Source organism: Diaminobutyricimonas aerilata (assembly GCF_002797715.1).
GTDB classification, from domain to species: domain Bacteria; phylum Actinomycetota; class Actinomycetes; order Actinomycetales; family Microbacteriaceae; genus Diaminobutyricimonas; species Diaminobutyricimonas aerilata.
Map to the genome: position 1 here is coordinate 604,930 of NZ_PGFF01000001.1, position 26,938 is coordinate 631,867.

General features: G+C 70.6%; 19 protein-coding genes. 16 read left to right on the forward strand and 3 right to left on the reverse strand.

Annotated features, from left to right (window positions below):
• The first annotated feature begins 156 nt into the window (after nt 1-156).
• The 6 genes from CLV46_RS03030 (at nt 157) to CLV46_RS03055 (ending at nt 7,217) form a co-directional block, all read left to right on the forward strand.
• Complete coding sequence (locus CLV46_RS03030) at nt 157-1,134, forward strand: acetylxylan esterase (RefSeq protein WP_100363415.1); 978 nt, start codon at nt 157-159, stop codon at nt 1,132-1,134.
• Nucleotides 1,135-1,480: 346 nt separating this feature from the next.
• A complete protein-coding gene (locus tag CLV46_RS03035) occupies nt 1,481-2,452 on the forward strand; it encodes an ABC transporter substrate-binding protein (protein ID WP_100363416.1) in 972 nt (323 codons plus the stop codon).
• 93 nt (nt 2,453-2,545) lie between these two features.
• The gene (locus CLV46_RS03040) at nt 2,546-4,063 is read left to right on the forward strand and encodes a sugar ABC transporter ATP-binding protein (protein WP_100363417.1); all 1,518 of its coding nucleotides are present in this window, start codon (nt 2,546-2,548) and stop codon (nt 4,061-4,063) included.
• Nucleotides 4,060-5,073, forward strand: a complete 1,014-nt coding sequence (locus CLV46_RS03045) for an ABC transporter permease (RefSeq protein ID WP_100363418.1) — start codon at nt 4,060-4,062, stop codon at nt 5,071-5,073. The genes CLV46_RS03040 and CLV46_RS03045 overlap by 4 nt, the downstream gene beginning before the upstream one ends.
• A complete protein-coding gene (gene yjfF, locus CLV46_RS03050; protein WP_100363419.1) occupies nt 5,070-6,080 on the forward strand; it encodes a galactofuranose ABC transporter, permease protein YjfF in 1,011 nt (336 codons plus the stop codon). The genes CLV46_RS03045 and yjfF overlap by 4 nt, the downstream gene beginning before the upstream one ends.
• 93 nt (nt 6,081-6,173) lie before the next feature.
• Complete coding sequence (locus CLV46_RS03055) at nt 6,174-7,217, forward strand: LacI family DNA-binding transcriptional regulator (protein WP_245866460.1); 1,044 nt, start codon at nt 6,174-6,176, stop codon at nt 7,215-7,217.
• Nucleotides 7,218-7,350: 133 nt separating this feature from the next.
• On the opposite strand, the gene xylB is transcribed toward CLV46_RS03055, so the two are convergent.
• On the reverse strand, nt 7,351-8,784 hold the full coding sequence (xylB, locus tag CLV46_RS03060) for a xylulokinase (RefSeq protein ID WP_100363421.1): 1,434 nt from the start codon (nt 8,782-8,784) through the stop codon (nt 7,351-7,353).
• Nucleotides 8,785-8,973: 189 nt separating this feature from the next.
• Entirely contained in the window at nt 8,974-10,161 is a 1,188-nt protein-coding gene (gene xylA / locus CLV46_RS03065) for a xylose isomerase (RefSeq protein ID WP_100363422.1), read from the reverse strand.
• 146 nt (nt 10,162-10,307) lie between these two features.
• Here xylA and CLV46_RS03070 point away from each other — a divergent pair, with 146 nt between their 5' ends.
• On the forward strand, nt 10,308-11,324 hold the full coding sequence (locus CLV46_RS03070; protein ID WP_100363423.1) for a LacI family DNA-binding transcriptional regulator: 1,017 nt from the start codon (nt 10,308-10,310) through the stop codon (nt 11,322-11,324).
• Nucleotides 11,325-11,504: 180 nt separating this feature from the next.
• Nucleotides 11,505-15,437, forward strand: a complete 3,933-nt coding sequence (locus CLV46_RS03075; protein WP_100363424.1) for an endo-1,4-beta-xylanase — start codon at nt 11,505-11,507, stop codon at nt 15,435-15,437.
• Here CLV46_RS03075 and CLV46_RS03080 read toward each other — a convergent pair.
• Entirely contained in the window at nt 15,434-16,624 is a 1,191-nt protein-coding gene (locus tag CLV46_RS03080) for an ROK family protein (protein ID WP_100363425.1), read from the reverse strand. The genes CLV46_RS03075 and CLV46_RS03080 overlap by 4 nt on opposite strands.
• A 194-nt stretch (nt 16,625-16,818) precedes the next feature.
• On the opposite strand from CLV46_RS03080, the gene CLV46_RS03085 reads away from it, so the two are divergent.
• The 8 genes from CLV46_RS03085 (at nt 16,819) to CLV46_RS03120 (ending at nt 26,920) form a co-directional block, all read left to right on the forward strand.
• Complete coding sequence (locus CLV46_RS03085) at nt 16,819-18,096, forward strand: ABC transporter substrate-binding protein (RefSeq protein ID WP_100363426.1); 1,278 nt, start codon at nt 16,819-16,821, stop codon at nt 18,094-18,096.
• A gap of 14 nt (nt 18,097-18,110) precedes the next feature.
• Nucleotides 18,111-19,118, forward strand: coding sequence for a carbohydrate ABC transporter permease (locus CLV46_RS03090; RefSeq protein ID WP_100363427.1), 1,008 nt, complete (start codon nt 18,111-18,113; stop codon nt 19,116-19,118).
• Nucleotides 19,115-19,987, forward strand: a complete 873-nt coding sequence (locus CLV46_RS03095; RefSeq protein WP_100363428.1) for a carbohydrate ABC transporter permease — start codon at nt 19,115-19,117, stop codon at nt 19,985-19,987. The genes CLV46_RS03090 and CLV46_RS03095 overlap by 4 nt, the downstream gene beginning before the upstream one ends.
• Nucleotides 19,984-22,341, forward strand: coding sequence for a beta-xylosidase/alpha-l-arabinosidase (locus tag CLV46_RS03100; RefSeq protein WP_100363429.1), 2,358 nt, complete (start codon nt 19,984-19,986; stop codon nt 22,339-22,341). The genes CLV46_RS03095 and CLV46_RS03100 overlap by 4 nt, the downstream gene beginning before the upstream one ends.
• 56 nt (nt 22,342-22,397) lie before the next feature.
• Nucleotides 22,398-23,552: an ROK family transcriptional regulator gene (locus tag CLV46_RS03105; RefSeq protein ID WP_100363430.1), complete on the forward strand. Its 1,155-nt coding sequence runs from the start codon at nt 22,398-22,400 to the stop codon at nt 23,550-23,552.
• Nucleotides 23,553-23,694: 142 nt separating this feature from the next.
• Nucleotides 23,695-24,981, forward strand: a complete 1,287-nt coding sequence (locus CLV46_RS03110; protein ID WP_100363431.1) for an ABC transporter substrate-binding protein — start codon at nt 23,695-23,697, stop codon at nt 24,979-24,981.
• Between the two features lie 71 nt (nt 24,982-25,052).
• Nucleotides 25,053-26,030, forward strand: coding sequence for a carbohydrate ABC transporter permease (locus CLV46_RS03115; RefSeq protein ID WP_100363432.1), 978 nt, complete (start codon nt 25,053-25,055; stop codon nt 26,028-26,030).
• A complete protein-coding gene (locus CLV46_RS03120; RefSeq protein WP_100363433.1) occupies nt 26,027-26,920 on the forward strand; it encodes a carbohydrate ABC transporter permease in 894 nt (297 codons plus the stop codon). The genes CLV46_RS03115 and CLV46_RS03120 overlap by 4 nt, the downstream gene beginning before the upstream one ends.
• Nucleotides 26,921-26,938 lie beyond the last annotated feature (18 nt).

Genomic DNA, 26,938 nt, shown 5'->3' on the forward strand with positions numbered 1-26,938 from the left:
CATCCGGCGGTCGTAAGGGCGTCTACTGACGGAAAACAGACCGACGCCGGCCAGCGGGCGCTGCGCCGCCGACCGACAGCGGCCAGCGGGGCCGGATGCGCGACGCGGGGTGACGCGGATGCGCGGCGGCGGGCATCCGTTCGCCAGAATGGCGGGATGGGGTTCTTCGACATGCCGCTCGAGCAGCTGCGCGACTACCGTCCGGACATCGCGGCACCGGATGACCTCGAGTCGTTCTGGCGCGACACTCTCGGGCAGGCCCGGGCGCTCCCCATCGACGCGCGGTTCGAGCGGGTGGAGACGGCGCTCACGCTCGTCGACACCTACGACGTGACCTTCACCGGGTTCGGCGGCACGCGCGTGAAGGGCTGGCTGCACGTGCCGGCGGGCACCGACACGGCGCTTCCCGGGGTGGTCGAGTACATCGGGTACGGCGGGGCACGTGGACTCGCCCACCAGAACGTGACGTACGCGCTCGCCGGGTACGCGCACCTCATCATGGACACCCGCGGCCACGGCTGGTGGGCCGCCGGCGACACCCCCGACGACAGCGGCGAGCTCGGCACCCCCGGGGTGCCGGGACTCATGACGCGCGGCATCTCGGATCCGAGCAGCTACTACTACCGGCGGCTGTACACCGACGCGGCGCGCGCCGTCGACGCGGCCCGCTCGGTACCGCTGATCGATCCCGAGCGCGTCGTGGTGACCGGCGGCAGCCAGGGCGGCGCGCTCGCGCTCGTCGCGGCATCGCTCGTTCCGGATGTCGCCGGCGTGATGTCGGACGTGCCGTTCCTCAGCCACTTCGACCGGGCCATCGGGCTGACCGGTCGCGACCCGTACAACGAGATCGTGCGCTACCTCTCGCGGTACCGCGACCAGGTCGCGACGGTGCGTCGCACCCTCTCGTACTTCGACTGTGCGACCCTCGTCGGCTGGGCGACCGCCCCCGCCCTCTTCTCGACGGCGCTCATGGATGAGACGTGCGCCCCGTCGACGGTGTTCGCCGCGTTCAACCGGTACGCCGGCGACGACAAGCGCATCGAGGTGTACGAGTTCAACGACCACGAGGGCGGCGCCGAGCACCACCAGCTCGTGAAGTTCGCCTGGCTGCGGGAGCTGCTCGGGCGCCTCTGACGCTCGGCGCTGCAGAGCCGCGCGGCGCCTCTGACGCTCGCGGGCCCTGCCGGACGCCGGGTCGACCGGTGAGTTGCGGACTTCTGCGGCTATGCGGGCCGGGATTCCGGCGGAAGTCCGCAACTCACCGGTGGGCCGATGTGAGCCCTCACATCGGCCGCGCGAGCCCGCTCGTGCTCGGGAGACCGCGGTTGCTCCCGCCCGAGCAGCCGTGTGCCGTTATGCAACCGTGACCACGGGAGCATTGCGGGGCGCGTGGTTGTGAGCGCTAACATTCGAGGGCCAGGACGGACTGGCTGCCCGAGTGGCTCGCCCCGGGAACGTACTGAACAAGGAGGTTTGGTCCATGAAGAGATTCGCGCCGATCGCGGCAGCTGGAGCTCTGCTCGTCGCCCTGGCCGGTTGCGCCGGGGGAGACGCCGGTCCCGGTGCGGGAGGTGACGACGACATCGTCGTCGGCTTCGCCCAGGTGGGCGCCGAGAGCGGCTGGCGCACGGCCAACACCAAGTCGATCCAAGGCGCCTTCGAGGAGGCGGGGATCGAACTCAAGTTCTCCGACGCGCAGCAGAAGCAGGAGAACCAGATCAAGGCGATCCGCAGCTACATCCAGCAGCAGGTCGACGTGATCGCGTTCTCGCCCGTCGTCGAGTCGGGTTGGGACACCGTGCTCAAGGAGGCGAAAGACGCCGGTATCCCCGTCGTGCTCACCGACCGTGCGGTCGACTCGAAGGACGACTCGCTCTACGTCAGCTTCCTCGGCTCCGACTTCATCGAAGAGGGCAAGAAGGCCGGCGAATGGGTCGTGCAGGAGTTCGCCGACGCCGACAGCGTGAAGATCGTGCAGCTCGAGGGCACGACCGGAGCGGCCCCGGCGAACGACCGCGCCGAGGGTTTCGCCGACGTGATCGGCGCCGACCCGAAGTTCGAGATCGTCGCGTCGCAGACCGGTGACTTCACCCGTTCCGGCGGCAAGCAGGTCATGGAGGCGCTGCTGAAGTCGAACCCCGACGTCGACCTGGTCTACGCCCACAACGACGACATGGGGCTCGGGGCGATCGAGGCCATCGAGGCCGCCGGTCTGGTGCCCGGTCAGGACATCAAGATCGTCACGGTGGATGCGGTCAAGGACGGCATGCAGGCACTCGCCGACGGCAAGATCAACTTCATCGTGGAGTGCTCGCCCCTGCTCGGTGAGCAGCTCGTCGACATCGTCCGCAAGGTCGTCGCCGGCGAAGAGGTCGAGAAGCGCATCGTGACCGAGGAGACCACCTTCACCCAGGAGCAGGCCGTCGAGGCCCTGCCCGACCGGCAATACTGATCCCGCTCGCGGGTGCGTTCCCTCCGGGGAGCGCACCCGCGCCCATCCGCACTCAATGACGAGCTGCACGCGATGCAGAGAAAGGCGTGGGCCATGGCATCCGCCCCCGTCGTCGAGATGACCGGCATCTCGATCGAGTTCCCCGGCGTCAAGGCGCTCGACGGCGTCGACTTCCGCATGTTCCCCGGAGAGGTGCACTCGCTCATGGGCGAGAACGGCGCCGGCAAGTCGACGCTCATCAAGGCGCTCACCGGCGTGCACCGCATCGACGAGGGCAGCATCACCCTCGACGGCGAGCCTCTCGTCATCCGCTCCACCGCCGAGGCGCAGGATGCCGGCATCAGCACCGTCTACCAGGAGGTGAACCTCCTGCCCAACCTCTCCGTCGCCGAGAACATCATGCTCGGCCGCGAACCCCGCCGACTCGGGGTGATCGACTGGCGGGCCACGCGCGCCGCCGCCCGGGAACGGCTCGCGGAACTCAACCTCGACGTCGACCCCGCCTCAATGCTCGGCGCCCACTCGCTCGCCGTGCAGCAGCTCGTGGCCATCGCCCGGGCGACCGCGGTCAATGCGCGGGTGCTCATCCTCGACGAACCCACCTCGAGCCTCGACGCCGACGAGGTCGCGGAGCTCTTCCGCGTGATCGAACGGCTCAAGCTGCGCGGCGTCGCGATCCTCTTCGTCTCGCACTTCCTCGACCAGGTGTACGAGATCGCCGACCGCCTGACCGTGCTGCGCAACGGCAAGCTCGTGGGGGAGTACCTCACGCAGGAGATCCTGCGCATCGAACTCGTGCACAAGATGATCGGCAAAGAGCTCGCCGCCCTCGACGACCTGGAGAGCCGCACCCGCTCGAGCGCCGCCGACGACACCGGCACCCCCTTCGTCACCGCGAAGGGGCTCGGCCGCAAGGGCGCCGTCGAACCGACGGACCTCGTCATCCACGAGGGCGAGGTCGTCGGCCTCGCCGGGCTGCTCGGCTCCGGTCGCACCGAGATCGCGCGCCTCATCAGCGGCGTCGATCGAGCGGATGCCGGTGAGCTCACCGTCTCGGGACGCACCGGGCGGCTGCGCTCGCCGCGTCAAGCGCTGCGCGCCCGCATCCTCTACTCGTCGGAGGACCGCAAGAAGGAGGGCATCGTGCCCGACCTCACGGTGCGCGACAACATCGTGCTCGCGCTGCAGGCCGACCGCGGGTGGTTCCGGCGAATCCCGCGTCGACGGCAGGACGAACTCGTCGCGAGCTACATCGAGGCGCTCGGCATCCGGCCCGGCAACCCCGAGGCGCTCGCCGGCACTCTGAGCGGCGGCAACCAGCAGAAGGTGCTGCTCGCCCGCTGGCTGGCCGTCGCGCCGCGCCTGCTCATCCTCGACGAACCGACGCGCGGCATCGATGTGGGCGCGAAGGCCGAGATCCAGCGACTCGTCGCCAACCTCGCCGAAGAGGGGATGAGCGTGCTGTTCATCTCCGCCGAACTCGAAGAGGTGTTGCGGCTCAGCCATCGCGTCGCGGTGATGCGCGACCGCCGCAAGGTCGCCGACCTCGAGAACGAAGACCTCACCGTCAGCCAGATCATGACCCTCATCGCGAGCGGAGCCGACGCATGACCCCCCTGTTGCATCGACGCCTGTTCTGGCCGATCGCGGCGCTCGCCGCCCTCCTGCTGCTCAACGTCATCGTCGAACCCACCTTCTTCGCGGTGCGCATCCAAGACGGACACCTGTTCGGCAACATCATCGACATCCTGCGCAACGGCGCCCCCACCCTGCTCGTCGCGCTCGGCATGACGCTCGTGATCGCCACCCGCGGGATCGACCTCTCCGTCGGCGCCACCGTCGCCATCTCGGGAGCCCTCGCCTGCTCGATCATCGCCGGGTCGAGCGATCCGGCCGGCATCGGCACCGTCGCCACCGCAGTCGGCGTCGCCCTCGGCGTCGCCCTCGTGCTCGGCGCGTGGAACGGCCTGCTCGTCGCGGTCTTCGGCATCCAGCCGATCATCGCGACGCTCATCCTGATGACCGCCGGTCGCGGCATCGCGATGCTCATCACCGAGGGCCAGATCATCACCGTGTCGAGCCCGACCTACCGGGTGATCGGCGGCGGATTCTGGTTCCTGCTGCCCGCATCCATCGTGATCGCGGGCGTCGTCTTCGCGATCACCGCGCTGCTCACCCGCAAGACGGCGCTCGGTCTGCTCATCGAATCGGTCGGCATCAACCCCGAGGCGAGTCGGCTCGCGGGGGTGCGCAGCCGCAACATCACCTGGACCGTCTACGTCTTCAGCGCCGTCTGCGCGGCGATCGCCGGCCTCATGATCAGCTCGAACGTGACCGCGGCGGACGCCAACAGCGCGGGACTGTGGATCGAGCTCGACGCGATCCTCGCCGTCGTGATCGGCGGCACGTCGCTCGCCGGCGGCCGCTACTCGCTCACCGGAACGCTCGTGGGTGCGTTCGTCATCCAGACCCTGACGACCACGGTCTACTCCGTCGGCATCCCCTCGCAGATCACCCTCGTGTTCAAAGCGCTCGTGGTCATCGCGGTGTGCCTGCTGCTCTCCCCGGTGTGGCGTCGCCGCCGCGCCGTCCGCCCGTCGCCCCGGAAGGTGATCGCATGACCGGCACCCTGCTCGCCCCGCCCCCCGGCAAGACGCGGCCGCGCACCTCGCGGCTCGTGCCCTCCGGGCGTTACACCGCCGTGCTCGTCACGCTCGGACTGCTCGTCGCCATGTACCTGATCGGCATGACGCGCTACCGCGCGTTCTCGTCGCCGCAGGTGGTGCTCAACCTGCTTGTCGACAACTCGTTCCTCATCGTGCTCGCGGTCGGCATGACGTTCGTCATCCTCACCGGCGGCATCGACCTGTCGGTCGGTGCGGTCGTCGCCCTGTCGACGATGATCGCCGCCTCCCTCGCGCAAGCCGGATGGTCGCCGGTCGCGATCATCCTCGTCGTGCTGCTCGCCGGCAGCACCCTCGGACTGCTCGTCGGCCTCGTCATCCACTACTTCGACATCCAGCCGTTCATCGCCACGCTCGCGGCGATGTTCCTCGCGCGCGGCCTCTGTTATGTGATCAGCCTCAAGTCGATCTCGATCACCGACCCGTTCTTCGTCGCGATGGCGCAGACGCGCATCCCGCTCGCGCCACGGGTGAACCTCTCGCCGAGCGTGATCATCGCCGTGCTCGTCGTGGTCATCGGCTTCGTGGTGCTGCACTACTCGCGCACCGGCCGCACGGTCTACGCGATCGGCGCGGGCGGACAGTCCGCATCCCTCATGGGACTGCCGGTCACGCGCACGAAGATCCTCGTCTACGCGATCAGCGGCCTGTGCTCGGCGATCGCCGGCATCCTGTTCAGCTTCTACACCCTCTCGGGCTACAGCCTCACCGCGGTGGGCATGGAACTCGACGCGATCGCGGCGGTCGTGATCGGCGGCACGCTGCTCACCGGCGGATCGGGGTTCGTGCTCGGATCGCTGCTCGGCGTGCTCGTGCTCGGCCTGATCCAGACCATCATCAGTTTCGAGGGCACCCTGAGCTCGTGGTGGACGAAGATCGTCATCGGCGGTCTGCTGCTCGTCTTCATCCTGCTGCAGCGCGTGTTGACGCTCCGCCGCCGGTGACGGCACCGGGGATAATCGAGAACACCCCGTGCAGCCGCACGGCCGACCCGAGGAGCCGATCTGCCGGTGAGCAACGGTGATCAGAGGGCCCGGGTGGCGACGATCTTCGATGTGGCGCGGCTCGCCGGAGTGTCGCACCAGACCGTCTCCCGCGTGGTCAACGGCCTGCCGAACGTGCGGCCGGCGACCCGGCAGCGGGTGGAGGACGCGATCCGGCAGTTGCGGTATCGACCCAGCGAGACGGCGCGCGCGCTCGTCACGCGCCGGTCGCGCACCCTCGGCGTGATCACGACGGGCAGCCCGGACTACGGTCCCTCGAGCACGCTGCTCGGTCTCAACCAGGCGGCGCGCGAGGCGCGCTACAACGTGATCATCTCGAGCATGCTCGAGGCGGATCGCGTGTCGATGCGCACCTCCGTCGACCAGCTGCTCGCGCAGAGCGTCGAGGCGATCGTGCTCATCGCGGCGCACATCGAGGCGCTCGAGGCGATCCAGAGCATCGACCTCGGGGTGCCGCTCGTCGCCGTCGACAGCAGCTCCCGCGCCGGGTTCCACTCGGTCGCGATCGACCAGTTCGAAGGTGCCCGCCTCGCCACCGAGCACCTGATCGCGCTCGGGCACCGGGCGATCGTGCACGTCGCCGGGCCGACGACCTCGATGGACGCGGCGGAGCGCATCCGCGGCTGGCGATCGGCGCTCGGCTCCGCCGGGCTCGTGGTGCGGGAGCCCCTGCAGGGGGACTGGTCGCCGCGGTCCGGTTTCGAGGCGGGGGCCGCTATCGCGGCGGAGGGATGGGCGACCGCGGTGTTCTCCGCGAACGACCAGATGGCCCTTGGCCTCATGCGCGCGCTTGCGCTGCGGGGGCTGCGGGTTCCGGATGACCTCGCGATCGTCGGCTTCGACGACATCCCCGAGGCCGCCTACCTGACCCCGCCGCTCACGACGGTGCGGCAGGACTTCCGCGCGCTCGGCGCCGACGTCATGGCGCGGGTGCTCGCCCTGCTCGGAGACGACACCCCGGACGGCGCCGCGCACACGCTGCCGGTGCTCGTCGTGCGGGAGTCGTCGGTGCCGTCGAAGTCGACCGACGCCGACGGCTCACCGGCCGTGGTCGACGTGCCGGCGCCTGCCCCGTAGCGCGATCGCGTTCGGGTCGCACGCGCTCGCCACCATTCGTGAGTTGCGGACATCTGTGGCTATTCGCGCCGGGATTCCCGCAGAAGTCCGCGACTCGAGGGGCCCACTCGCGCGGTCTCCCGCGACGGTCGGTTCAGGCGGCGCGGTGGGCGGCGTACTGTTCGCGGATCACCGGACGGTGGTCGGGCGCGGGCTCCGCGCTCACCTGCACGTGCCACTCGGGCCGTGAACCGGAGAGCGCCCACGCCGCTTGCGCCGCGGCACCGAGGGCCACGTACTCCGCGGGCTCGGGCACGACGACGGGCACGTCGAACACCTGCGCGGCGATGCGCGCGACCGCCTCGTTCTGGGCCGCTCCGCCGACCAGCAGGATGCGCTGGGCGACGACTCCCTGGCCGCGCACCGCATCCAGGCCGTCGGCGAGTCCGCACAGCAGCCCCTCGATCGCGGCGCGGGCGAGGTTCTCGCGCGTCGTCGACGCGAGGGTCATGCCGAACAGGGTGGCGGTGGCGTCGGGGAGGTTCGGCGTGCGCTCGCCCTCGAAGTAGGGCTGCAGCACGAGCCCGGCGCTGCCGGGTTCCGCGTCGAGCGCGAGGCGGCCGAGCTCGACGTGGTCGACGCCGAGCAGCGCGCTCACCGAGTCGAGGATGCGGGCGGCGTTGAGCGTGGCGATGAGCGGCAGGTACCCGCCCGCCGCATCCGCGAAGCCGGCGACCGTGCCGCTCGCGTCGCGCGCCGGGGTGTCGGTGACGGCGAACACGGTGCCGCTCGTGCCGATCGACACGACGACGTCGCCCGTCGCCGCCCCGAGTCCGAGCGCGGCGCCGGCGTTGTCGCCCGCCCCCACCCCGACGACGAGGTGCGTCGGGAAGTCAGGAGTCCCGTGCGCGACGGGGCGCGAATCGCCCGGTGCGAGCACCGCGGGCAGCGCGACTCCTGAATTTCCGACATCGCCGGCGGCGTCGTCGCGGCGGAGGGCGCGTGCGAGCAGGTCGCGGTCGTACTCGCCGCGCTCGCCGTCGAAGTAGGCGGTGCCGCTCGCATCGGAGCGGTCGGTGACGAGTTCGGCGAGGTCGGGCCGTTCGGGGCCGAAGCCGCGCAGGCGCCAGGTGAGCCAGTCGTGGGGCAGCGCGACCGCGGCGACGCGGGCCGCGTTCTCGGGCTCCGCGTCGGCGAGCCAGCGCAGCTTCGTCGCGGTGAACGACGCGACCGGCACGACGCCGGTGCGGCGCGCGTACTCCTCCGCGCCGACCTCGGCGATGAGGTCCGAGGCGGCGCCCGCCGAGCGGGTGTCGTTCCAGAGCAGCGCGGGACGGATCACCCGCCCCTGCGCGTCGAGCACGACCATGCCGTGCTGCTGACCCGCCACGGAGACCGCGGCGACGTCGTCGAGACCTCCCGCGTCGTGCACCGCGGCGAGGAGGGCATCCCACCACGCCTGCGGGTCCACCTCCGTGCCCGTGGGGTGCGACGCGCGCCCCGTGCGCACGATCGCGCCGGTCTCGAGGTCGCGCACGACCACCTTGCAGCTCTGGGTCGACGAGTCGACGCCGGCGACGAGGGTCACGTCAGGTCCTTTCCGCGAGCCGGCGGCGTCGCCGGCGGATCCGGGGTGGTCGGCGGGGGAGCCGACCGTGTTTCATCATCTCGTTGTGGACGCACCCGAGGGCGGCGGGGCGGATGCGCATCCGCCCCGCCCGTCCCGGCCCGGGTGGGCGAGGAGGAGCGGGGCGGATGCGGTGGAGCGGGGGCCGGGTCAGCGCGCGCCGAGCAGGTGCTCGGTCGCGAGCTGCTGCAGGCGCACGAAGCCGAAGCCGTGGCCGCCGAGGTACGCGTCGGCGTCGAAGTCCTCGTAGGCGCTGCGGTCGCCGAGCAGGTCGTCGTAGCTCTCGCCCTCGCCGAGCGTCGGCTGCGCGAGCTCGAGCACCTTCGCGGCCTGCAGCGCCTCCTGCACCTCGGGGTCGGCGCGGAAGGCCGCGGCGCGCTCCTTGAGCAGCAGGTAGGTGCGCATGTTGGCCGCGACGGAGTCCCAGACGCCGTTCTCGTCCTCGGTGCGCGAGGGCTTGTAGTCGAAGTGGCGCGGGCCGTCGTAGGAGGGGCCGCCGTTGAGGCCGCCGTTCTCGAGCAGGTCGACGAGCGCGAACGAGTTGTGCAGGTCGCCGTGACCGAACACGAGGTCCTGGTCGTACTTGATGCCGCGCTGACCGTTGAGGTCGATGTGGAACAGCTTGCCGTGGTACAGCGCCTGAGCGATGCCGGCGGCGAAGTTGAGCCCGGCCATCTGCTCGTGACCCACCTCGGGGTTCAGGCCGACGAGTTCGGGGCGCTCGAGCGAGTCGATGAACGCGAGGGCGTGGCCGAGGGTCGGCAGCAGGATGTCGCCGCGCGGCTCGTTCGGCTTCGGCTCGATCGCGAAACGGATGTCGTAGCCCTTGTCGGTCACGTAGTCGCCGAGCAGGTTGACGGCCTCGCGGTAGCGCTCGAGGGCGGCACGGATGTCCTTGGCCGCGTCGTACTCGGCGCCCTCACGGCCGCCCCACATCACGAACGTCTTCGCGCCGAGCTCGGCGGCGAGGTCGATGTTGCGCAGCACCTTGCGCAGCGCGAACCGGCGCACCTGGCGGTCGTTGGAGGTGAAGCCGCCGTCCTTGAAGACGGGGGCGCTGAAGAGGTTGGTGGTCACCATCGGCACGATGACGCCGGTGTCGGAGAGCACCTGCTTGAGCCGGTCGATCTGCTTCTGGCGCTCGGCGTCGGTCGATCCGAATGCGAAGAGGTCGTCGTCGTGGAAGGTCAGGCCGTAGGCGCCGAGCTCGGCGAGCTTCTCGACCGCGTGCACCACGTCGAGGGCGGGCCGCGTCGGTCCGCCGAACGGGTCGGTGCCGTTGTAGCCGATGGTCCAGAGTCCGAATGAGAACTTGTCGGCGGGGGTGGGGGTGGGCATGTCGCTCCTGTTCAGCGTCGAACCAGTCAATTGTTGCGGGTGCCAACTTATCGCATGGGCGGCCCGACGGGAAGAGGATTCCTCCCGATACTTTCGTGGCGTTGGCGCGAAACCTGGCTTAGACTCCTCGCGATCGAGGAGGCAGCATGGCGCGCACGGCGAGCGAACGGGTGACCCTGGCGCAAATCGCCGAGGAGGCGGGCGTGTCGCTCGCCACGATCTCGAAGGTGCTCAACGGGCGCCACGACGTGTCGGCGGCGACCCGCACGCGGGTCGAGGCGCTCCTCGCGGGCCACGGCTACCTGCGACGGCGCTCGGGACCGGCGCGCAGCGGACTCATCGAGCTCGTCTTCCACGCCCTCGACGCGGCATGGTCGATGGAGATCATCCGCGGCGTCGAGGACATCGCCACCCAGAACGGCATGAGCGTCGTGCTCACCGAGAGCGGCAGTCGTCACGCTCCGGGTCCGGAATGGATGGAGGGCGTGCTGCGCCGCCGTCCGGTCGGCGTCGTGCTCGTGTTCTCCGACCTGCCCACCGAATACCGCGCCATGCTGCGGTCGCGCGGCATCCCGTTCGTCATCATCGACCCGGCCGGCGACCCCTCGCCGGACGTGCCGTCGGTCGGGTCGGCCAACTGGTCCGGCGGCCTCATGGCGACGCGTCATCTCATCGACCTCGGCCACCGGCGCATCGCCGCGATCACCGGTCCGGAGGACATGATGTGCTCGCACGCGCGCATCGACGGCTTCCGTTCGGCGATGACCGCCGCCGGGCTTCCGATCGAGAGCGACTGGGTGCGCTACGGCGACTTCACGACGACCGGCGGCCAGCGGCACGGGCGTGACCTGCTCGAGCGTGACGACCGCCCGACGGCGATCTTCGCCGGCAGCGACCTCCAGGCCCTCGGTGTGCTCGAGGCCGTGCGCGGGCTCGGGCTGCGCGTGCCGGAGGACCTCTCGCTCGTCGGCTACGACGACATCCCGCTGACCCAGTGGGTGAGCCCGCGCCTCACGACCGTGCGGCAGCCGTTGCGGCGGATGGCGGAGGAGGCGACGCGGCTCGTGCTGCGGATGAGTCAGGGTCCGCTCGAATCGGTGCCGCGCATGGATCTCGCCACGAGCCTCGTCGTGCGAGAGAGCACGGCCGCGCCCGCGGCCTGATCCGGCCGCTCGCGTACGCCGGACCCGGGTCGGGGCCGCGCACCGAACGAAACTTTCGTGGAAAGTTTCGGTAACGATCCGGTCACGCAACGTTGTGAGCGGCAACAAATCCCTTGCCGTTTCGGCGCGGAGCCTCTTACGGTGGGCGCCATTCGCACCCCCCGCGCAAAGGAGCGCTCCATGACCACGGCAACTCGCTTCGAAACTTTCGGTTCGGTGCTCGGCATCGCCGCCCTCATCGGCTCACTGTGGGCCTTCGCCCCCGCGACCGGCGCGGACGCGGTCGAGCCACCGGGAGAGGAGGGCGCCGCGATCAGCGCCGTGGACTTCGAGGACGGCACGACCGGCGCGTGGACGCCGAGCGGCGGGGATGGGGACACGCTCTCCGTGATCCAGTTCGACGGAGGATCGGTGCTGCGGGTCGCCGATCGCGACCAGGACTACGTCGGCATCCAGAGCCCGACCGGCATCCTGCAGCCCGGCGCCGCCTACGACCTCTCGATGCGCGTGCGTCTGGCCGACGGTGTCGCCGGCACCGCGGGGGTGCGCTTCGTCGTCAAGCCGGGGTACGACTGGGTCGGTGACACCACGATGTCGGCGGATGCCTGGACCACCGTCTCGGGCCGGTACACCGTCCCGGTCGGCGCGGACGCCGCGACCGTGCAGGCGTACATCGGCACCGGGGGCGAGCCCGGGGTGTACGACTACCTCGTCGACGATGTGTCGATCCGCGCCGTGGTCCCGTCCGAACCGGACCCCGACGTCGTGCCGGGCGGCGCCGTCGACCCCGTGACCACCCCGGTCGTGCGGGCGCAGGGCAGTGGGGACGTCGCCGCGCTCACCTTCGACGACGGCCCCAACGGTGCGGAGACCGTCGCGTTGCTCGACTTCCTGCGCGACAGCGACATCCGTGCGGTGTTCTGCGTCATCGGCCAGAACATCCAGGCGCCGGGCGGCGCCGAGCTGCTGCGCCGCATGGTCGCCGAAGGCCACGTGCTCTGCAACCACTCGACGTCGTACGACGACATGGGTGCCCTCACCGAGGACCAGGCACGCGACCGGATGGCGCAGAACCTCACGATCATCCGCGACGCTCTCGGCGACCCGGACGCCGCGGTGCCCTTCTTCCGCGCGCCCAACGGCACCTGGGGCGCGACGCCGCAGGCGGCCGTCTCCCTCGGCATGCAGCCCCTCGGCGTCGTGAACACCATCGCGGACTGGGAGGTCGACGACGAAGCCCAGCTCACCACGAACCTGCGGGCGGCCATGAAGCCGGGCGAGATCGTGCTCGTGCACGACGGCGGCGGCGACCGCACCGCATCCGTGAACGCCGTGCGCACCGTCGTCACCGAACGCCTCGCGGAGGGGTGGAGCTTCACCCTGCCCGTGGGCACCCCGCACGCCGCCGGCGCCGTCGCGATCGACACCGACTTCGAGGACGGACTCGACGGATGGGGGCCACGCGACAGCGGCAGCGGCGCCCCGCAGGTGACGCTGACCGACGAGGCGCACGGCGGAGTGCAGGCGGCACTCGTGTCGGAGCGCACCTCGCAGGGCAGCGGGATCGCCCGCGACGTCACCGGTGTGCTGCAGCCCGGCACCACCTACCGTGCCTCGGCCTGGTTGCGCTTCGCGGCCGGTGAGCCCGTGGACGACGTCTGGCTCACGATCGCCCGCACCGTCGACGGCGCCACGGCCTACCAGACCCTCGGGCAGTTCACCGGCATGTCGAACACCGAGTGGGTGCGCGTGGAGCAGGTCTTCACGATGGGCGAGGCCGACAGTGCGGTGCTCTACTTCGAGACCGACTACAACGGCACCAACACCTCCGATCTGCTCATCGACGACATCCTCGTGGACCAGCCCGCGCCGTCCCAGGTGCAGGACCTGACACCCATCCGCGACACCCTCGACGTGCCGGTCGGCGTCGCGATCGACAGCCGTGAGATGACCGGGGGTGCGCGCGAACTGCTGACGCGGCACTTCGACCAGGTGACGAGCGAGAACTACATGAAGCCGGAGGCCTGGTACGACGCGGCGGGCGTGTTCACGCCGCACCCCGAGGCCGACGCGCTCATGAGCTTCGCGCAGGAGGAGGATCTCGGGGTCTACGGGCACACCCTCGTCTGGCACAGCCAGACCCCCGCCTGGTTCTTCCAGGACGGGGCGGGCCAGCCGCTCACGGACTCGCCGGCCGACCAGGCGGTGCTCGAGCAGCGGATGCGCGACCACATCTTCTCCGTCGCCGAGTACGTGAGCTCGACCTACGGCGAGTTCGGGTCGGACACCAATCCGCTGTACGCCTTCGACGTCGTGAACGAGGTCGTCTCCGACGCCTCGGACACCGACGACGGCCTGCGTCGCAGCGAGTGGTACCGCATCCTCGGCGAGCGGTTCATCGACCTCGCGTTCCAGTTCGCCGACGAGGCGTTCAACGACGAGTTCGCGGCCGACGGGGCCGACCGCCCGGTGACGCTCTTCATCAACGACTACAACACCGAGCAGAGCGGCAAGCAGCAGCGGCTCCGTGCCCTCGTCGAGCGGATGCTCGACCGCGGGGTGCCCGTCGACGGCGTGGGTCACCAGTTCCACGTGAGCCTGTCCACCCCGGTCGGCGCGCTCGACACGGCGCTCGCCGCGTTCGGCGACCTGGATCTCGTGCAGGCGGTCACCGAGCTCGACGTCACGACCGGCACGCCGGTGACCCAGGCCAACCTCATCGAGCAGGGGTACTACTACCGCGACGCGTTCCGCATCTTCCGCGATTACGTCGATTCGCTGTTCTCGGTGACGGTGTGGGGTCTCACCGACGGTCGCAGCTGGCGCGTCGGCTCGGGCGCTCCGCTCGTGTTCGACGACGCCCTGCAGGCGAAGCCCGCCTACTACGGCATCGTCGACGACGAACTGCCCGCCCGGCAGCGCGCCGCGGACGTGTTCGCGGGCGATCCCTCCATCGGATCGGGAGCGCAGGATGCGGTCGACTGGCGGTTCCTGCCGCTGCACCCCATCGAGGACGTCGGCGCATTCCAGCTGCGCTGGGCGCCGGATCACCTGACCGCCTACGTCGAGGTGACGGACGCGACCGCCTCGACCGGCGACGCCATCGAGTTCGACTATCAGGGACGCACCGCGACGATCGACCGCGCCGGCGGCGGGGGACTCGCCGGCACGGTGGCCGAGCGCGACGGCGGCTGGGTCGCGGTGGTGCGCCTGCCGCTCGACCCGGGCGTCGCGGTGGGCCAGCAGGTTCCCTTCGACGTACGCGTCGTCATCGACGGCGGCACGGCGGGGTGGAACACCCCCGGCGAGTCCGGCACCCTCACACTGGTCGAGCCGTTGTCCACCGTGGATGTGCCGCGAGCCGCGGCCGAACCCGTCATCGACGGCGGCGTCGACCCGATGTGGGCCGGCGCGGCGGTCGTCCGGACGGACACCGAGGTCGAGGGTGCAGGCGGGGCGTCCGCGGACGTGCACGTGCTGTGGGTCGACGACGTACTGTACGTGCTCGCCGAGGTCGCGGATGCGCAGGTCGATGTGAGCGGCTCCGATCCGTGGATCCAGGACTCGGTGGAGTTCTTCGTCGACGCCGGCAACGTCAAGAACGGGCCCTACCGCTACGACGACACGCAGATCCGCATCAGCGCCGCGAACGTCGTGTCGTTCGGCACCGGCGACGAGGCGTTCCAGCGGGCCCGCGTGCAGTCGGCGACGAGCACGGTCGACGGCGGGTACGTCGTCGAGGCGGCCATCTCGCTGCTCGACGCGGGGGGCGCCGGCACCTTCCACGGGTTCGACGCGCAGGTCAACGATGCGGCGTTGGGGGCTCGCACCTCGATCCGCACGTGGGCCGACCCGACCGGGCTCGGCTACCAGTCGACGGCACGCTGGGGTGTGGCCCGGCTGGTCGAGGCGATCGACGCGCCGGGCGGAGGCGCGGGCCCCGGAGCCGGGTCCGGCGGTGACGGATCCGGAACGGGCACCGGCGGCGCCGGTCGGGGTGACGGTCTCGCGTCGACCGGCGCGGACGCCGGGGCGCTCGCGCTCGCCGCAGCGGCCCTGCTGCTCGCCGGGCTCGGGGTGCGCGCGGCGCGGCGACGGGTGGTGCGCGACTAGAGCGAGGCGGCGGGGTCGCCGAGCACGCCCGCGAAGGCGAGCTCGGCGGCCCCGATCGACAGGATGTCGCCGCCCAGCTCGGCCCGCGCGATGCGCACGCCCTCACGGGCGGCGGCGAGGGGCTGGCGGGCGAGCTGGTCGTCGAGCTGCTCCGGGGCGACCGCGTAGAGAGCGGAGAGGAATCCGCCGAGCACGATCAGTCGCGGGTTGAGGGTGTTCACGGCGTTGCGCAGCGCGACGGCGAGGGCGTCGAGCTGGCGCTCGACCTCGGCGCGCACCGCGGGGTCGTCGGATGCGGCGAGGGCTCCCTCGAGGTCGCCGGCCTCGGCGTCGGTGAGGCCGGTGAGTTCGAGCAGGGGAGCGCGTCGCACCTCGGTCTCGAGGCAGCCCGAGGCGCCGCAGTGGCAGCGGATGCCCGCGCTGTTGACGAGCGTGTGGCCGAGTTCGCCGGCGTATCCGGCGGCGCCGAGGAGGGGCGCGCCGCCGGAGATGATGCCGCCGCCGATGCCGCTCGCGCCGCCGTTGAGGTACACGACATCGGGTTCGCCGCGTCCCGCGCCGAACGTGCTCTCGGCGAGCACGCCGAGCGTCGCGTCGTTCGCGGCGGCCACGGGCAGTCCGATGCGTTCGGAGAGCAGGGCGGTGAAGGGTTCGTCGACCCAGCCGAAGTGGGGTGCGAGGCGCACGAGCCCGTCGTCGGCGCGCACGAGGCCGGGCACGGCGACGCCGACTCCGATGTTGCGGTGCTGCGCGGCGAACGGGCGCCAGATCCGCTCGATCGCCGTCGCGGTGAGCGCGACGGCGTCCTGGGCGGAGGTGGTGGCGCTCGCCGGCACCCGCGTGCGGGCGAGCACCCGTGCGCCGAGGCCGACCACCGCAACGGAGATCGCGTCGATCTCCGGGTTGACCGCGATCCCCAGCACGGTGTCGGTCGTCGTGACGACCGGGCTCGGCCGGCCGACCCGGGTGCGGGACTCCGGTTCGGACTCCGCGACGAGACCGAGGGACGCGAGCTCGCCCACGAGGGCTGCGATCGTCGAACGGTTGAGGCCGGTGAGGGCGGTCAACTCCGACCGCGATCGGCCGCTCGTGCGGTTGCGATGCACGAGCCGCAGCACGCTTGCGAGATTCTCGCGACGCACGGACTCGTTGCCGAGACCGCGGACGGAGGGGCTGGGTGCGGTCACGGGGCCACTGTAGCGGCGCGGTCGAGGGCCGGTCGGTCCGGAGCGAAACGTTGCGCAGCGCCGGCACACCGTGACGTGCCCGTTATTTGTTGCTCTTGACTGCAAATGCACATTCTGCCTACCATCGCACCACCCAATCACTTTCGACTATGACGTCGAAACTTTCGGAAGGTTCGAAGATGAACAAACGAGGCATGCGTTCACTCGCGGTGCTCGGGACCGCCGCCGCGCTCGCGGCCGGCGTCCTCACCGGTTGTGCCGGCGGAAGCGGGGGTGGCAGCGACTCGCAGGATCTGACGTTCTGGCACAACTCCACCACCGGACCCGGCAAGGCGTTCTGGGAGGAGGCCGCGGCGGCATTCGAGGCCGAGAACGAGGACGTGAAGATCACGGTCCAGTCCATCCAGAACGAGGACATGGACGGAAAGCTCCAGACTGCGCTCAACTCGGGCGACGCGCCCGACATCTTCCTCGCCCGCGGCGGCGGGAAGCTCGCCGACGTGGTGCGTGCCGGACAGGCGAAGGACCTCACCGACCTCATCTCGGACGAGACGCGCGAGGCGGTCGGCGAGGCGACGCTCAAGGCGTTCTCGGTCGACGGCAAGGTCTACGGCATGCCCATCGCGGTGCTCCCTGGCGGCATCTACTACAACACCGCGCTGTTCGAGCAGGCCGGCATCACCGCGCCGCCGACGACGATCGACGAGCTCGGCGAGGCGGTCGACAAGCTCAAGGCCGCCGGCATCCAGCCGATCGCCCTCGGTGGCAAGGACGCCTGGCCCGCCGCCCACTGGTACTACTTCTTCGCCCTCCGCGAGTGCTCGCCGGAGGTCATGGAGGACCTCGCCTCCGAGGTGAGCTTCGAGGACGAGTGCTGGTCGCGTGCCGGAGACGACCTCGAGGAGTTCGTCGGCACGGAGCCCTTCAACGAGGGCTTCCTCACGACCACCGCGCAGCAGGGCGCCGGGTCCTCCGCCGGACTCATCGCGAACTCGCAGGCCGCGATGGAGCTCATGGGCGCCTGGAACCCCGGCGTGATCTCCTCGCTGACCCCCGACCAGAAGCCGCTGCCCACGCTCGCGTGGTTCCCGTTCCCGGCCGTCGAGTCGGGTGAGGGCGACCCCGCCGCCATGATGGGTGGCGTCGACGGCTACGCCTGCCACGTGGACGCCCCGTCGTCGTGCGAGGACTTCCTGAACTTCGTGATGCAGCAGGAGTACCAGGAGAAGTACGCGCAGGCGTTCGTCACCCTCCCGGCCAGCCAGGAGGCGCAGTCGGTCGTCACCGAGCCCGCCCTGCAGGACGTGCTCGCCGCCTACAACGAGGCGCCGTACGTGACGGTCTGGCTCGACACCCTCTTCGGGCAGAACGTCGGCAACGCGCTCAACGCGGCCGTCGTCGACCTGCTCGCGGGCAAGGGCGGCTCGACGGAGATCATCGAGGCCGTCAACTCCGCCGTGAAGAAGGGCTGAGGCGACTCCTTCTCATGAGCGCTCGAACCAGCTCCCCGATTCTGGAGCGATCGGATTCGGCCGCAGCGCGAGCCGGGGGCGGCGACACGTCGTCCCCGGCTCGGCGCAAGCGCCCCGTCGACTGGGGACGCACGGCCGAGATCGCTCTGCTCGTCGGCCCCGCCCTGCTCGTCTTCCTCGCCTTCGTGATCTTCCCGATCGTGATGGCGGCCTACTACGGCTTCTACCGCTGGCAGGGGTTCGGCGTGCCGACCGACTTCGTCGGTCTGCAGAACTACCTCACGATCCTGCAGGACCCGTCGTTCCATGACGCCTTGAGGCACAACGCGATCATCGTCGTCATGTCCCTCGTGCTGCAGGGACCGGCGGCCCTGCTCGTCGCCCTGCTGCTCAACCGACGGATGCGCGGTCAGTCGGTCATCCGGGTGCTCATCTTCGTGCCCTACGTCATCTCCGAAGTCGTGGTCGGCACCGGCTGGAGCCTGCTGCTGCAGAGCCGCGGTGCGGTCAACGGCATGCTCGAGAAGCTCGGGCTCGGCGCGCTGCAGCAGGACTGGCTCTCCGACCCGAACATCGCCATGTGGACCCTGCTCGGCATCATCACGTGGAAGTACGTCGGCTTCGCCGTCATCCTCTTCCTCGCGGGTATGCAGGGCATCCCGCAGGAACTGACCGAGGCGGCGCAGATCGACGGCGCGTCGTACTGGCAGATCCAGCGCCGCATCACCCTGCCGCTGCTCGGCCCGACGCTGCGCATCTGGGCGTTCCTGTCGATCATCGGATCGCTGCAGCTGTTCGACCTCGTCTACATCATCTGGGGCCAGTACGTCGCCGCGACCGCGGGCACCTCGACGATGGCGACCTACATGGTCGTCAACGGCCGCAACGCCGCGAGCTACGGCTACGGCAACGCCGTCGCGGTCGTGCTGTTCGTCATCTCCCTGATCGTGGCGCTCGCCTATCAGCGCTTCGTGCTGCGCCGCGACACCGCGGGCGCGCTGACCGAGAGGAACTCGCGATGACCGCGTCGACCGCCGCCGCTCCGACCGCGCGTCGCGCCGGGAAGGCCGCGAAGCTGCCGTGGGGCAGCCCCGGCGTCTACATCGCCGCCGTGATCATCGTCGTGCTCATGCTCGCGCCGATCGCGTTCATCATCATCGGCGGGTTCCGCACCAATGCGCAGATCACGGCCGATCCGTCCGGGTTCCCCACCCCGTGGGAGACCGTCAACTACCTGACCGTGCTGCAGGGGTCGACCTTCTGGGGCCAGGTGCTCAATTCGCTCATCGCGGCGGGGGTGACGACGCTCGGTGTCGTCGCGCTCGGGCTCATGGCGAGCTACGTGCTGGCGCGCTACCGCTTCCGCGGTCGTGGCGTGCTGTACGCGATCTTCGCCGCGGGCCTCATGTTCCCGATGACGGTCGCCATCACGCCGCTGTACATCATGGTGCGCAGCCTCGGCCTGATGAACTCGCTCGGCGGCGTCATCCTGCCCCAGATCGCGTTCGCCCTGCCGACGACGATCATCATCCTGGTGCCGTTCCTGCGGGCCATCCCCGACGAGATCGAGGAGGCCGCGGCGATCGACGGATGCTCGCGCCTCGGCTTCTTCTGGCGGATGGTCGTGCCGCTCGCGCTGCCCGGTGTCATCACGACGGGCATCCTCGCGTTCATCGCCAGCTGGAACGGGTACATCCTGCCGCTGTTCATCCTCAACGACGAAGCCAGCTACACGCTGCCGCTCGGGGTGCAGGCGTTCGCGTCGCAGTACTCGGTCGACACGGCCAAGGTGCTCGCGTTCACGTCGCTGTCGATGATCCCCGCGCTCATCTTCTTCAGCGTCTTCGAGCGCCGCATCGTCGGCGGTCTCACCGGGGCGGTCAAGGGATGACCGCCGTGGAGACGGGGGCGGACCTCGCCCCCTGGAAGGACCGCGCGCTGCCGGTCGCGGACCGGGTCGCCGCCCTGATGGCGGAGATGACCACGGCCGAGAAGGTCGCCCAGCTCTTCGGAGTGTGGGTGGGCGCCTCCGCCGACGGCGAGGACGTCGCGCCGCACCAGCACGACATGAGCGAGGAGATCGATCTCGACGCGCTCCTGCCGGCGGGGCTCGGGCAGCTCACGCGCCCGTTCGGCACCGCGCCGGTCGACCCCGCGCTCGGCGCGCTCGGGCTCGCCCGGGCGCAGGAGCGCATCGCCGCGGCGAACCGTTTCGGCATCCCCGCCCTCGCCCACGAGGAGTGCCTCGCCGGCTTCGCGACGTGGGGCGCGACCGCGTACCCCGTGCCGCTCAGCTGGGGTGCCGCCTTCGACCCCGCGCTCGCGCGCGAGCTGGGCGAGCGGATCGGCGCCGACATGCGCTCGGTCGGCATCCACCAGGGGCTCGCCCCCGTGCTCGATGTCGTGCGCGACGCCCGCTGGGGTCGCGTCGAGGAGACGATCGGCGAGGACCCGTATCTCGTCGGCGTCACGGCGACCGCGTACATCCAGGGCATCGAGTCGACCGGTGTCGTCGCGACGCTCAAGCACTTCGTGGGCTATTCCGCCTCCCGCGCGGGCCGCAACCTCGCGCCGGTGTCGGTGGGACCGCGCGAACTCGCGGATGTGCTGCTGCCGCCGTTCGAGATGGCGGTGCGCGAGAGCGGGGTGCGCAGCGTCATGAACGCGTACACCGACCTCGACGGCGTGCCGACGGCCGCGGACGGGAGCCTGCTCACGGGTCTGCTGCGCGAGAGGTGGGGCTTCGACGGCACCGTCGTCGCCGACTACTTCTCGATCGCGTTCCTGCGCGACCTGCACCACCGGGTGGAGAGCTGGACCGAGGCGGCGGAGGTCGCCCTGCGGGCCGGGATCGACGTCGAGCTGCCCACGGTCAAGACCTTCGGCGCCGAGCTCGTGCGGGCGGTCGAGGAGGGCCGGGTGGATGCGCACCTGATCGATCGGGCGCTCGAGCGGGTGCTGCGACAGAAGGCGCAGCTCGGTCTGCTCGACGAGGACTGGTCGCCGGTGCCGCCGGCGTTCGGGGAGGCGCTTCCGGACGGCGACGTGCGCGGAACGGTCGACCTCGACTCGGAGGGGAACCGGGATCTCGCACGCCGTCTCGCCGAGCGGGCCATCGTGCTGCTGCGCAACGACGGCGTGCTGCCGCTCGCGGCGCCGAAGCGGATCGCCCTGATCGGGCCGACCGCCGAGGACCCCCTCGCCGTGCTGGGCTGCTACTCGTTCCCCGCCCACGTCGGCGTGCGGCATCCGGAGGTGCCCCTCGGCATCGAGCTGCCGACCCTGCGGGAGAGTCTCGTCGCGGAGTTCCCCGACGCCGAGTTCGTGCGGGCGGAGGGCACGAGCATCGACGGCGGCGAACGCGACGGTTTCGCCGAGGCGGTCGACGCCGCCCGCGGAGCGGACGTGGTGGTGCTCGCCCTCGGCGACCGCGCTGGACTGTTCGGCCGCGGCACGAGCGGGGAGGGCTGCGACGCCGCAACCCTCGACCTCCCGGGCGCCCAGGGTGAGCTGCTCGAGGCGGTGCTCGCCGCTGGAACGCCGACGGTCGTGACGCTGCTCGCCGGCCGGCCCTACGCGCTGGGCTCCGCGACCACCGAGGCGGCGGCGATCGTGCAGAGCTTCTTCCCCGGCGAGGAGGGCACCCGCGCGATCGCGGGTGTGCTGAGCGGTCGCGTCAATCCGAGCGGGCGACTACCCGTCTCGGTGCCGGGCGACGCCGGCGCGCAGCCCTCGACCTACCTCGCGGCACCCCTCGCCCGACGCACGGAGGTGTCGAACATCGACCCCACCCCGGCGTACCCCTTCGGCCACGGCATCGGCTACTCCACGTTCGCGTGGGGCGACGAGGCGACCTCGTCGCCGGAGCTCGCCGTCGACGGCGAGGTGGAGGTGTCGATCCGGATCCGGAACACGAGCGATCGAGCCGGCGCCGAGGTCGTGCAGCTGTACCTGCACGACCCGGTCGCCACCGTCGTGCAGCCCGTGCGGCGACTCGTCTCGTTCGCCCGGGTCGAGCTCGACGCCGGCGAGGCGGCACGGGTCAGCTTCCGGGTGCCCGCCGATCTGCTGAGCTTCACCGGCCTGTCGGGGGAGCGGATCGTCGAGCCGGGGCGCATCGCGCTCGGCTTCGGGCGCTCGAGCGGCGACCTCGCCGCCGAGCTGCCGCTCACGGTCACCGGGGCGACGCGGGTCGTCGACCACACGCGTCGGTTGCACGCCGAGGTCGGAATCACGGCCGGATGACGGTGCCGCCCGACCGGGGCTCCGGCCCCGGTCGGAGGGTGCCCTAGGCTCGCGAGATGACCATCACGAGCCGGGACGACTCGTCGTGGCCCGAGCTGCATGAGGCTCAGCGCCGCGTGCTGCTCGAGGTGCTCATCCATGGCGCGCAGTCGCGCATCGAGCTCGCCGCGAAGGTCGGGCTGTCGCGCGCGAGTCTCACCCGGCTCGCTCGCGAGCTCGTGGATGCCGGGCTCGTGCTCGAGGGCGAGGTGCGCGCGAACGGCGCCCGCGGGCGCCCGCGCGAGATGCTGCACCTGCGACCGGAATCCGCGCACTTCGCGGGCGTGAAGCTCACCGGCGACGCCCTCTACGCCGTCGTCACCGATCTCTCGGCGACGGTCGTCGACCGCCGCGAGTTGCCGCTCGGATCCCGCGACGTGGGGGCCGTCGTCGACCTCATCGCCCGCGTCACAGGGGAGATGCTCGCGGCTCGCGCGCGACCCGCGGCGATCGGGGTGTGCCTCGCCGGTGACGTCGCCCGGCGCGGCGACGAGCTCGTCGTCGAGCGGTCGGCGTTCCTCGGCTGGGACGCCGTTCCGCTCACGCGACTCGTCGCGGAGGCGACCGGTCTGCCCTCGACGGTGCGCAACGACGTGCAGGCGCTCACCGGTGCCGAGCACTGGTTCGGGGCGGGTGTCGGGCATCGCTCGCTCGTCGTCTACGGTCTCGGCGCGGGCATCGGCTCCGGGCTCGTCGTGCGCGACGACGTCGTGGACGGCGCCCACGGCCGACCGGGTCGGGTCGGGCACGCCCGTATGCCGCGCGAGCACCCGCGCGGCAGGATCTGCGAACTCGGGCACGACGACTGCGTGCACTCCTTCGTGACGATCCCGGCCATCGAGCACAACGCCGGCGTGCCGGCGGGGGAGTACGGGCGCGCGATCGAGGCGGCGCGCGCGGGGGACGAGCGGGCGCTGGCGGCCTTCCGTTCGGCCGCGTTCGCCCTCGGCATCGTCATCGCCGAGGCGGTCGACGCGGTCGACCCCGAGAAGGTGCTCGTGATGGGCGAGGGCGTGGACATGATGAGCCTCGCGCCGGAGGAGCTGCGGCACGCGCTCGCGGACCACCTCGAACAGGTGGACCCGACCGGGGTGCGTATCGAGCGCCCGCCGTTCGACTTCAGCCATTACGCCCGCGGTGCCGCTGTCGCGGCGATGCGCGACCTGCTCTGACCCGAGCGGCATCGTCGCGAGCGTCCGCATCACGATTTTGTTGCGCGACTTGACAAATTACCGGCCGGGATCGGATGCTGTATCCGCAACCCGCGGGCACCCGGCTTCCCCCACCGCCCGACAACCATCAAAGGAGATATCCATGCGTTCGAAGTGGATCGCATCCGTCGCGGCGATGGCCGCGGTCGGGGTCGTGCTCACCGGCTGCTCGGCCGGTCCGGAGCGTGACGAGAACACCCTCAAGATGTGGCACTTCGAGGGCGAGAACAGCGCGATGGGCATCGCCTGGGAGCGCGCCATCGAGATCTTCGAAGAGGAGACCGGCGCCAAGGTCGAGTTCGAGGCCAAGGGCTTCGAGCAGATCCGTTCGACGGCGAGCCAGGTGCTCAACTCCGACGAGGCCCCCGACGTGCTCGAGTACGCGAAGGGCAACGCGACCGCGGGCCTGCTCGCGAGCCAGGGTCTGCTGACCGACATCTCGGATGCGGTCGAGGAGTACGGCTGGGACGAGAAGCTCGCGCCCGCCCTCCAGACCACCGCGCGCTACTCCGAAGAGGGCGTCATGGGCTCGGGCGAGTGGTACGGCGTGCCGAACTACGGCGAGTTCGTCACCGTCTACTACAACAAGGACGCGTTCGCCGCTCAGGGCATCGAGGTGCCGACCACGCTCGCCGACTTCGAGGCGGCGATGCAGAAGTTCGCCGACGCCGGCATCACCCCGCTCGCCGAGGCCGGCCTCGAGTACCCGCTCGGCCAGCTCTTCTACCAGCTCGCTCTGAGCCAGGCGGACCGCCAGTGGGTCAACGACTACCAGCTCTACGAGAACGAGGTCGACTGGCAGGGCGAGGCGCTCACCTACGCTGCCGACAAGATCAAGGAGTACGTCGACAAGGGCTTCATCTCGCCCGACGCCTCGGGTCTCAAGGCGGAAGACGCGGGCGTCTCCTTCATCAGCGGCGAGTCGCCGATCTTCGTCTCGGGCAGCTGGTGGTACGGCCGCTTCCTCGACGAGATCGACTCGTTCGAGATGGGCATCTTCGAGTTCCCGGAATCCGACCTGGTTCCCGGCAGCGCCGGCAACATGTGGGTCGTCCCAGCCTCGGCGCCGAACGCCGACCTCGCCTACGAGTTCATCGACATCACCATGCGCCCGGAGATCCAGGCCCTGCTCGGCAACAACGGCGGACTCCCCGTCGCGGCCGACGTCGCCGACATCACGGATGAGCGCAGCAAGCAGCTCGTCGAGGCCTTCAACGCGATCAACGAGCGCGACGGCCTCGCCTTCTACCCCGACTGGCCCACCCCGACGTTCTACGACGCCCTCGTCGCCGAACTGCAGGAGGTCGTGAATGGCACGAAGGAACCGGCCGACGCGCTCACCTCTCTCGGCGAGGAGTACGACTCCTACGCCGCGGACTTCCGCGAGTAGTCCGACACCGTCCGCACCACCCCGCGGGCCGGGCACGACCCGGCCCGCGGGACCGCACCCCAGGAGGAGCGATGGCATCCACGGTGCCCTTCGTGCGCGGCTCGCGCCGCACGCGCGTCCGCGTCGACGACGATGAGCTGATCCCCGGCCGCGGAGGCCGCGGCGTCTATTGGCTGTACTTGCTGCCCGGGTTCGCTCTGCTCACCCTGGTGGTCATCGTGCCGCTCGTGTGGAACGTGTACCTCAGCTTCACCGAGTGGCGCGGCATCCGCCCGCCCGAGTTCATCGGCCTCGAGAACTGGGCCGAGCTCTTCGCCGACGAGGCCTTCTGGGCGTCGTTCCGCAACAGCCTCGCGATGATCGTCGCGATGGTGATCCTGCCCACGGGCATCGGCCTCGTGCTCGCGTCGGTGCTCTTCGACGTGATCGGCAAGCGCTTCGGCGGCCGGGTCGCGAGCTTCCTGCGAGCCACCTACTACCTGCCCCAGATCCTCCCCGTCGCGATCGCCGGCATCGTCATCGGCTGGATCCTCCGCCCGCAGAACGGCGCGCTCAACACGATCCTCACCGACCTCGGCCTCGGCGACCTGACCCGCAACTGGCTCGGGAGCCCCGACACCGCGCTCGGCAGCATCATGGTCGTGCTCGTCTGGGTGCAGCTCGGCTACCCGGTCGTCATCTTCATGGCGGCGCTGCAGCGTGTCGACCCGGAGCTGTACGAGGCGGCCGAGCTCGACGGCGCCGGATGGTGGGACCGGTTCCGCTCGATCACCGTGCCGAGCATCCGTCCTGAGGTGTTCGTCGTGACGCTGACCTGCACGATCGCCGCGCTCAAGGTCTTCGGACCCATCTACGTGCTGACCCGCGGCGGGCCCGGCGACTCGACGCTCGTGCCGAGCTACTACGCCTACAGCGAGTTCTTCCAGTCGCAGCAGGTGGGCTACGGCGCCACCATCGCGACCGCCCTGACGGTGCTCATCGGCATCGTGTCGATCGTGTTCATCCGCGCGCAGAACGCCGCGGAGCGCAAGGAGAGGGAGGGACGATGAGCACCTCGAGCCCGTCGCTCACCGCCGTGCCGGCCACGCCGCGCAAGATCCGCAAGGCCCGCGGACGCCGCCCCACCTTCGGGCAGTGGGTCCTGCTCGCCGCCGCCTTCGTCGTGGCGCTCGTGATCGCGTTCCCGTTCCTGCTGATCCTCATCAACTCGTTCAAGTCGCCCGCCGACTACAACACGAGCGGGCCGCTCGCGCTGCCGAGCTCCCTCTACTTCGACGGCCTCGTCGCGTTCTGGGAGCGCGTGAACTTCCCCGAGAAGCTCTGGAACTCGTTCTGGACGAGCGGACTCGTGGCGATCTTCGCTGTGCTGGTGTCGGTGCTCAACGCCTTCGCGATCGGCATCGGCCGTGTGCGCGGACGCACCTGGATCATCGTGATCTTCCTGCTCGCGAACCTGCTGCCGCAGGAGGCGCTGCTCTACCCGCTGTACTACATGTTCAAGGAGATCGGGCTCTACAACAGCGGCTGGGCGGTCGTCATCATCTTCACGGTCGTGCAGAGCGCGTTCGGCACCTACCTGCTCTCGGCCGTCTACGGCACCTTCCCCAAGGAGGTGCTCGAGGCCGCCGCGCTCGACGGCGCCGGGCGCTGGACGATCCTCTGGCGCGTCATCGTGCCGATCAGTCGGCCGACGCTCAGCGTGCTGCTCATCTTCTTCTTCATCTGGACGTGGAACGAATTCCTCATCCCGTTGACGTTCCTCGTGAGCAACGCCACCCAGACGGTGCCGGTCGCGATCAGCGTGCTGCAGGGCGACCGCCTGATGGACGTCACGACGACGAGCGCGTCCGCGCTGCTCGGCGTCATCCCGACGCTCATCTTCTTCCTCATCTTCCAGCGCACGCTCACGCGCGGCATCACCGCCGGTGCCGTCAAGTAGCGTCGCGCCCAGGTTCCA

What these genes read in the sequence shown, in the direction of transcription:
- CLV46_RS03035 (WP_100363416.1), top strand. Translation starts at nt 1,481, where the DNA reads ATGAAGAGATTCGCGCCGATCGCGGCAGCTGGAGCTCTGCTCGTCGCC.
- CLV46_RS03045 (WP_100363418.1), top strand. Translation starts at nt 4,060, where the DNA reads ATGACCCCCCTGTTGCATCGACGCCTGTTCTGGCCGATCGCGGCGCTC.
- CLV46_RS03105 (WP_100363430.1), top strand. Translation starts at nt 22,398, where the DNA reads ATGACCATCACGAGCCGGGACGACTCGTCGTGGCCCGAGCTGCATGAG.
- CLV46_RS03120 (WP_100363433.1), top strand. Translation starts at nt 26,027, where the DNA reads ATGAGCACCTCGAGCCCGTCGCTCACCGCCGTGCCGGCCACGCCGCGC.
- xylA (WP_100363422.1), bottom strand. Translation starts at nt 10,161, where the DNA reads ATGCCCACCCCCACCCCCGCCGACAAGTTCTCATTCGGACTCTGGACC.
- CLV46_RS03090 (WP_100363427.1), top strand. Translation starts at nt 18,111, where the DNA reads ATGAGCGCTCGAACCAGCTCCCCGATTCTGGAGCGATCGGATTCGGCC.
- CLV46_RS03100 (WP_100363429.1), top strand. Translation starts at nt 19,984, where the DNA reads ATGACCGCCGTGGAGACGGGGGCGGACCTCGCCCCCTGGAAGGACCGC.
- CLV46_RS03040 (WP_100363417.1), top strand. Translation starts at nt 2,546, where the DNA reads ATGGCATCCGCCCCCGTCGTCGAGATGACCGGCATCTCGATCGAGTTC.
- CLV46_RS03085 (WP_100363426.1), top strand. Translation starts at nt 16,819, where the DNA reads ATGCGTTCACTCGCGGTGCTCGGGACCGCCGCCGCGCTCGCGGCCGGC.
- CLV46_RS03075 (WP_100363424.1), top strand. Translation starts at nt 11,505, where the DNA reads ATGACCACGGCAACTCGCTTCGAAACTTTCGGTTCGGTGCTCGGCATC.
- CLV46_RS03095 (WP_100363428.1), top strand. Translation starts at nt 19,115, where the DNA reads ATGACCGCGTCGACCGCCGCCGCTCCGACCGCGCGTCGCGCCGGGAAG.
- CLV46_RS03115 (WP_100363432.1), top strand. Translation starts at nt 25,053, where the DNA reads ATGGCATCCACGGTGCCCTTCGTGCGCGGCTCGCGCCGCACGCGCGTC.
- yjfF (WP_100363419.1), top strand. Translation starts at nt 5,070, where the DNA reads ATGACCGGCACCCTGCTCGCCCCGCCCCCCGGCAAGACGCGGCCGCGC.
- CLV46_RS03070 (WP_100363423.1), top strand. Translation starts at nt 10,308, where the DNA reads ATGGCGCGCACGGCGAGCGAACGGGTGACCCTGGCGCAAATCGCCGAG.
- CLV46_RS03110 (WP_100363431.1), top strand. Translation starts at nt 23,695, where the DNA reads ATGCGTTCGAAGTGGATCGCATCCGTCGCGGCGATGGCCGCGGTCGGG.
- CLV46_RS03030 (WP_100363415.1), top strand. Translation starts at nt 157, where the DNA reads ATGGGGTTCTTCGACATGCCGCTCGAGCAGCTGCGCGACTACCGTCCG.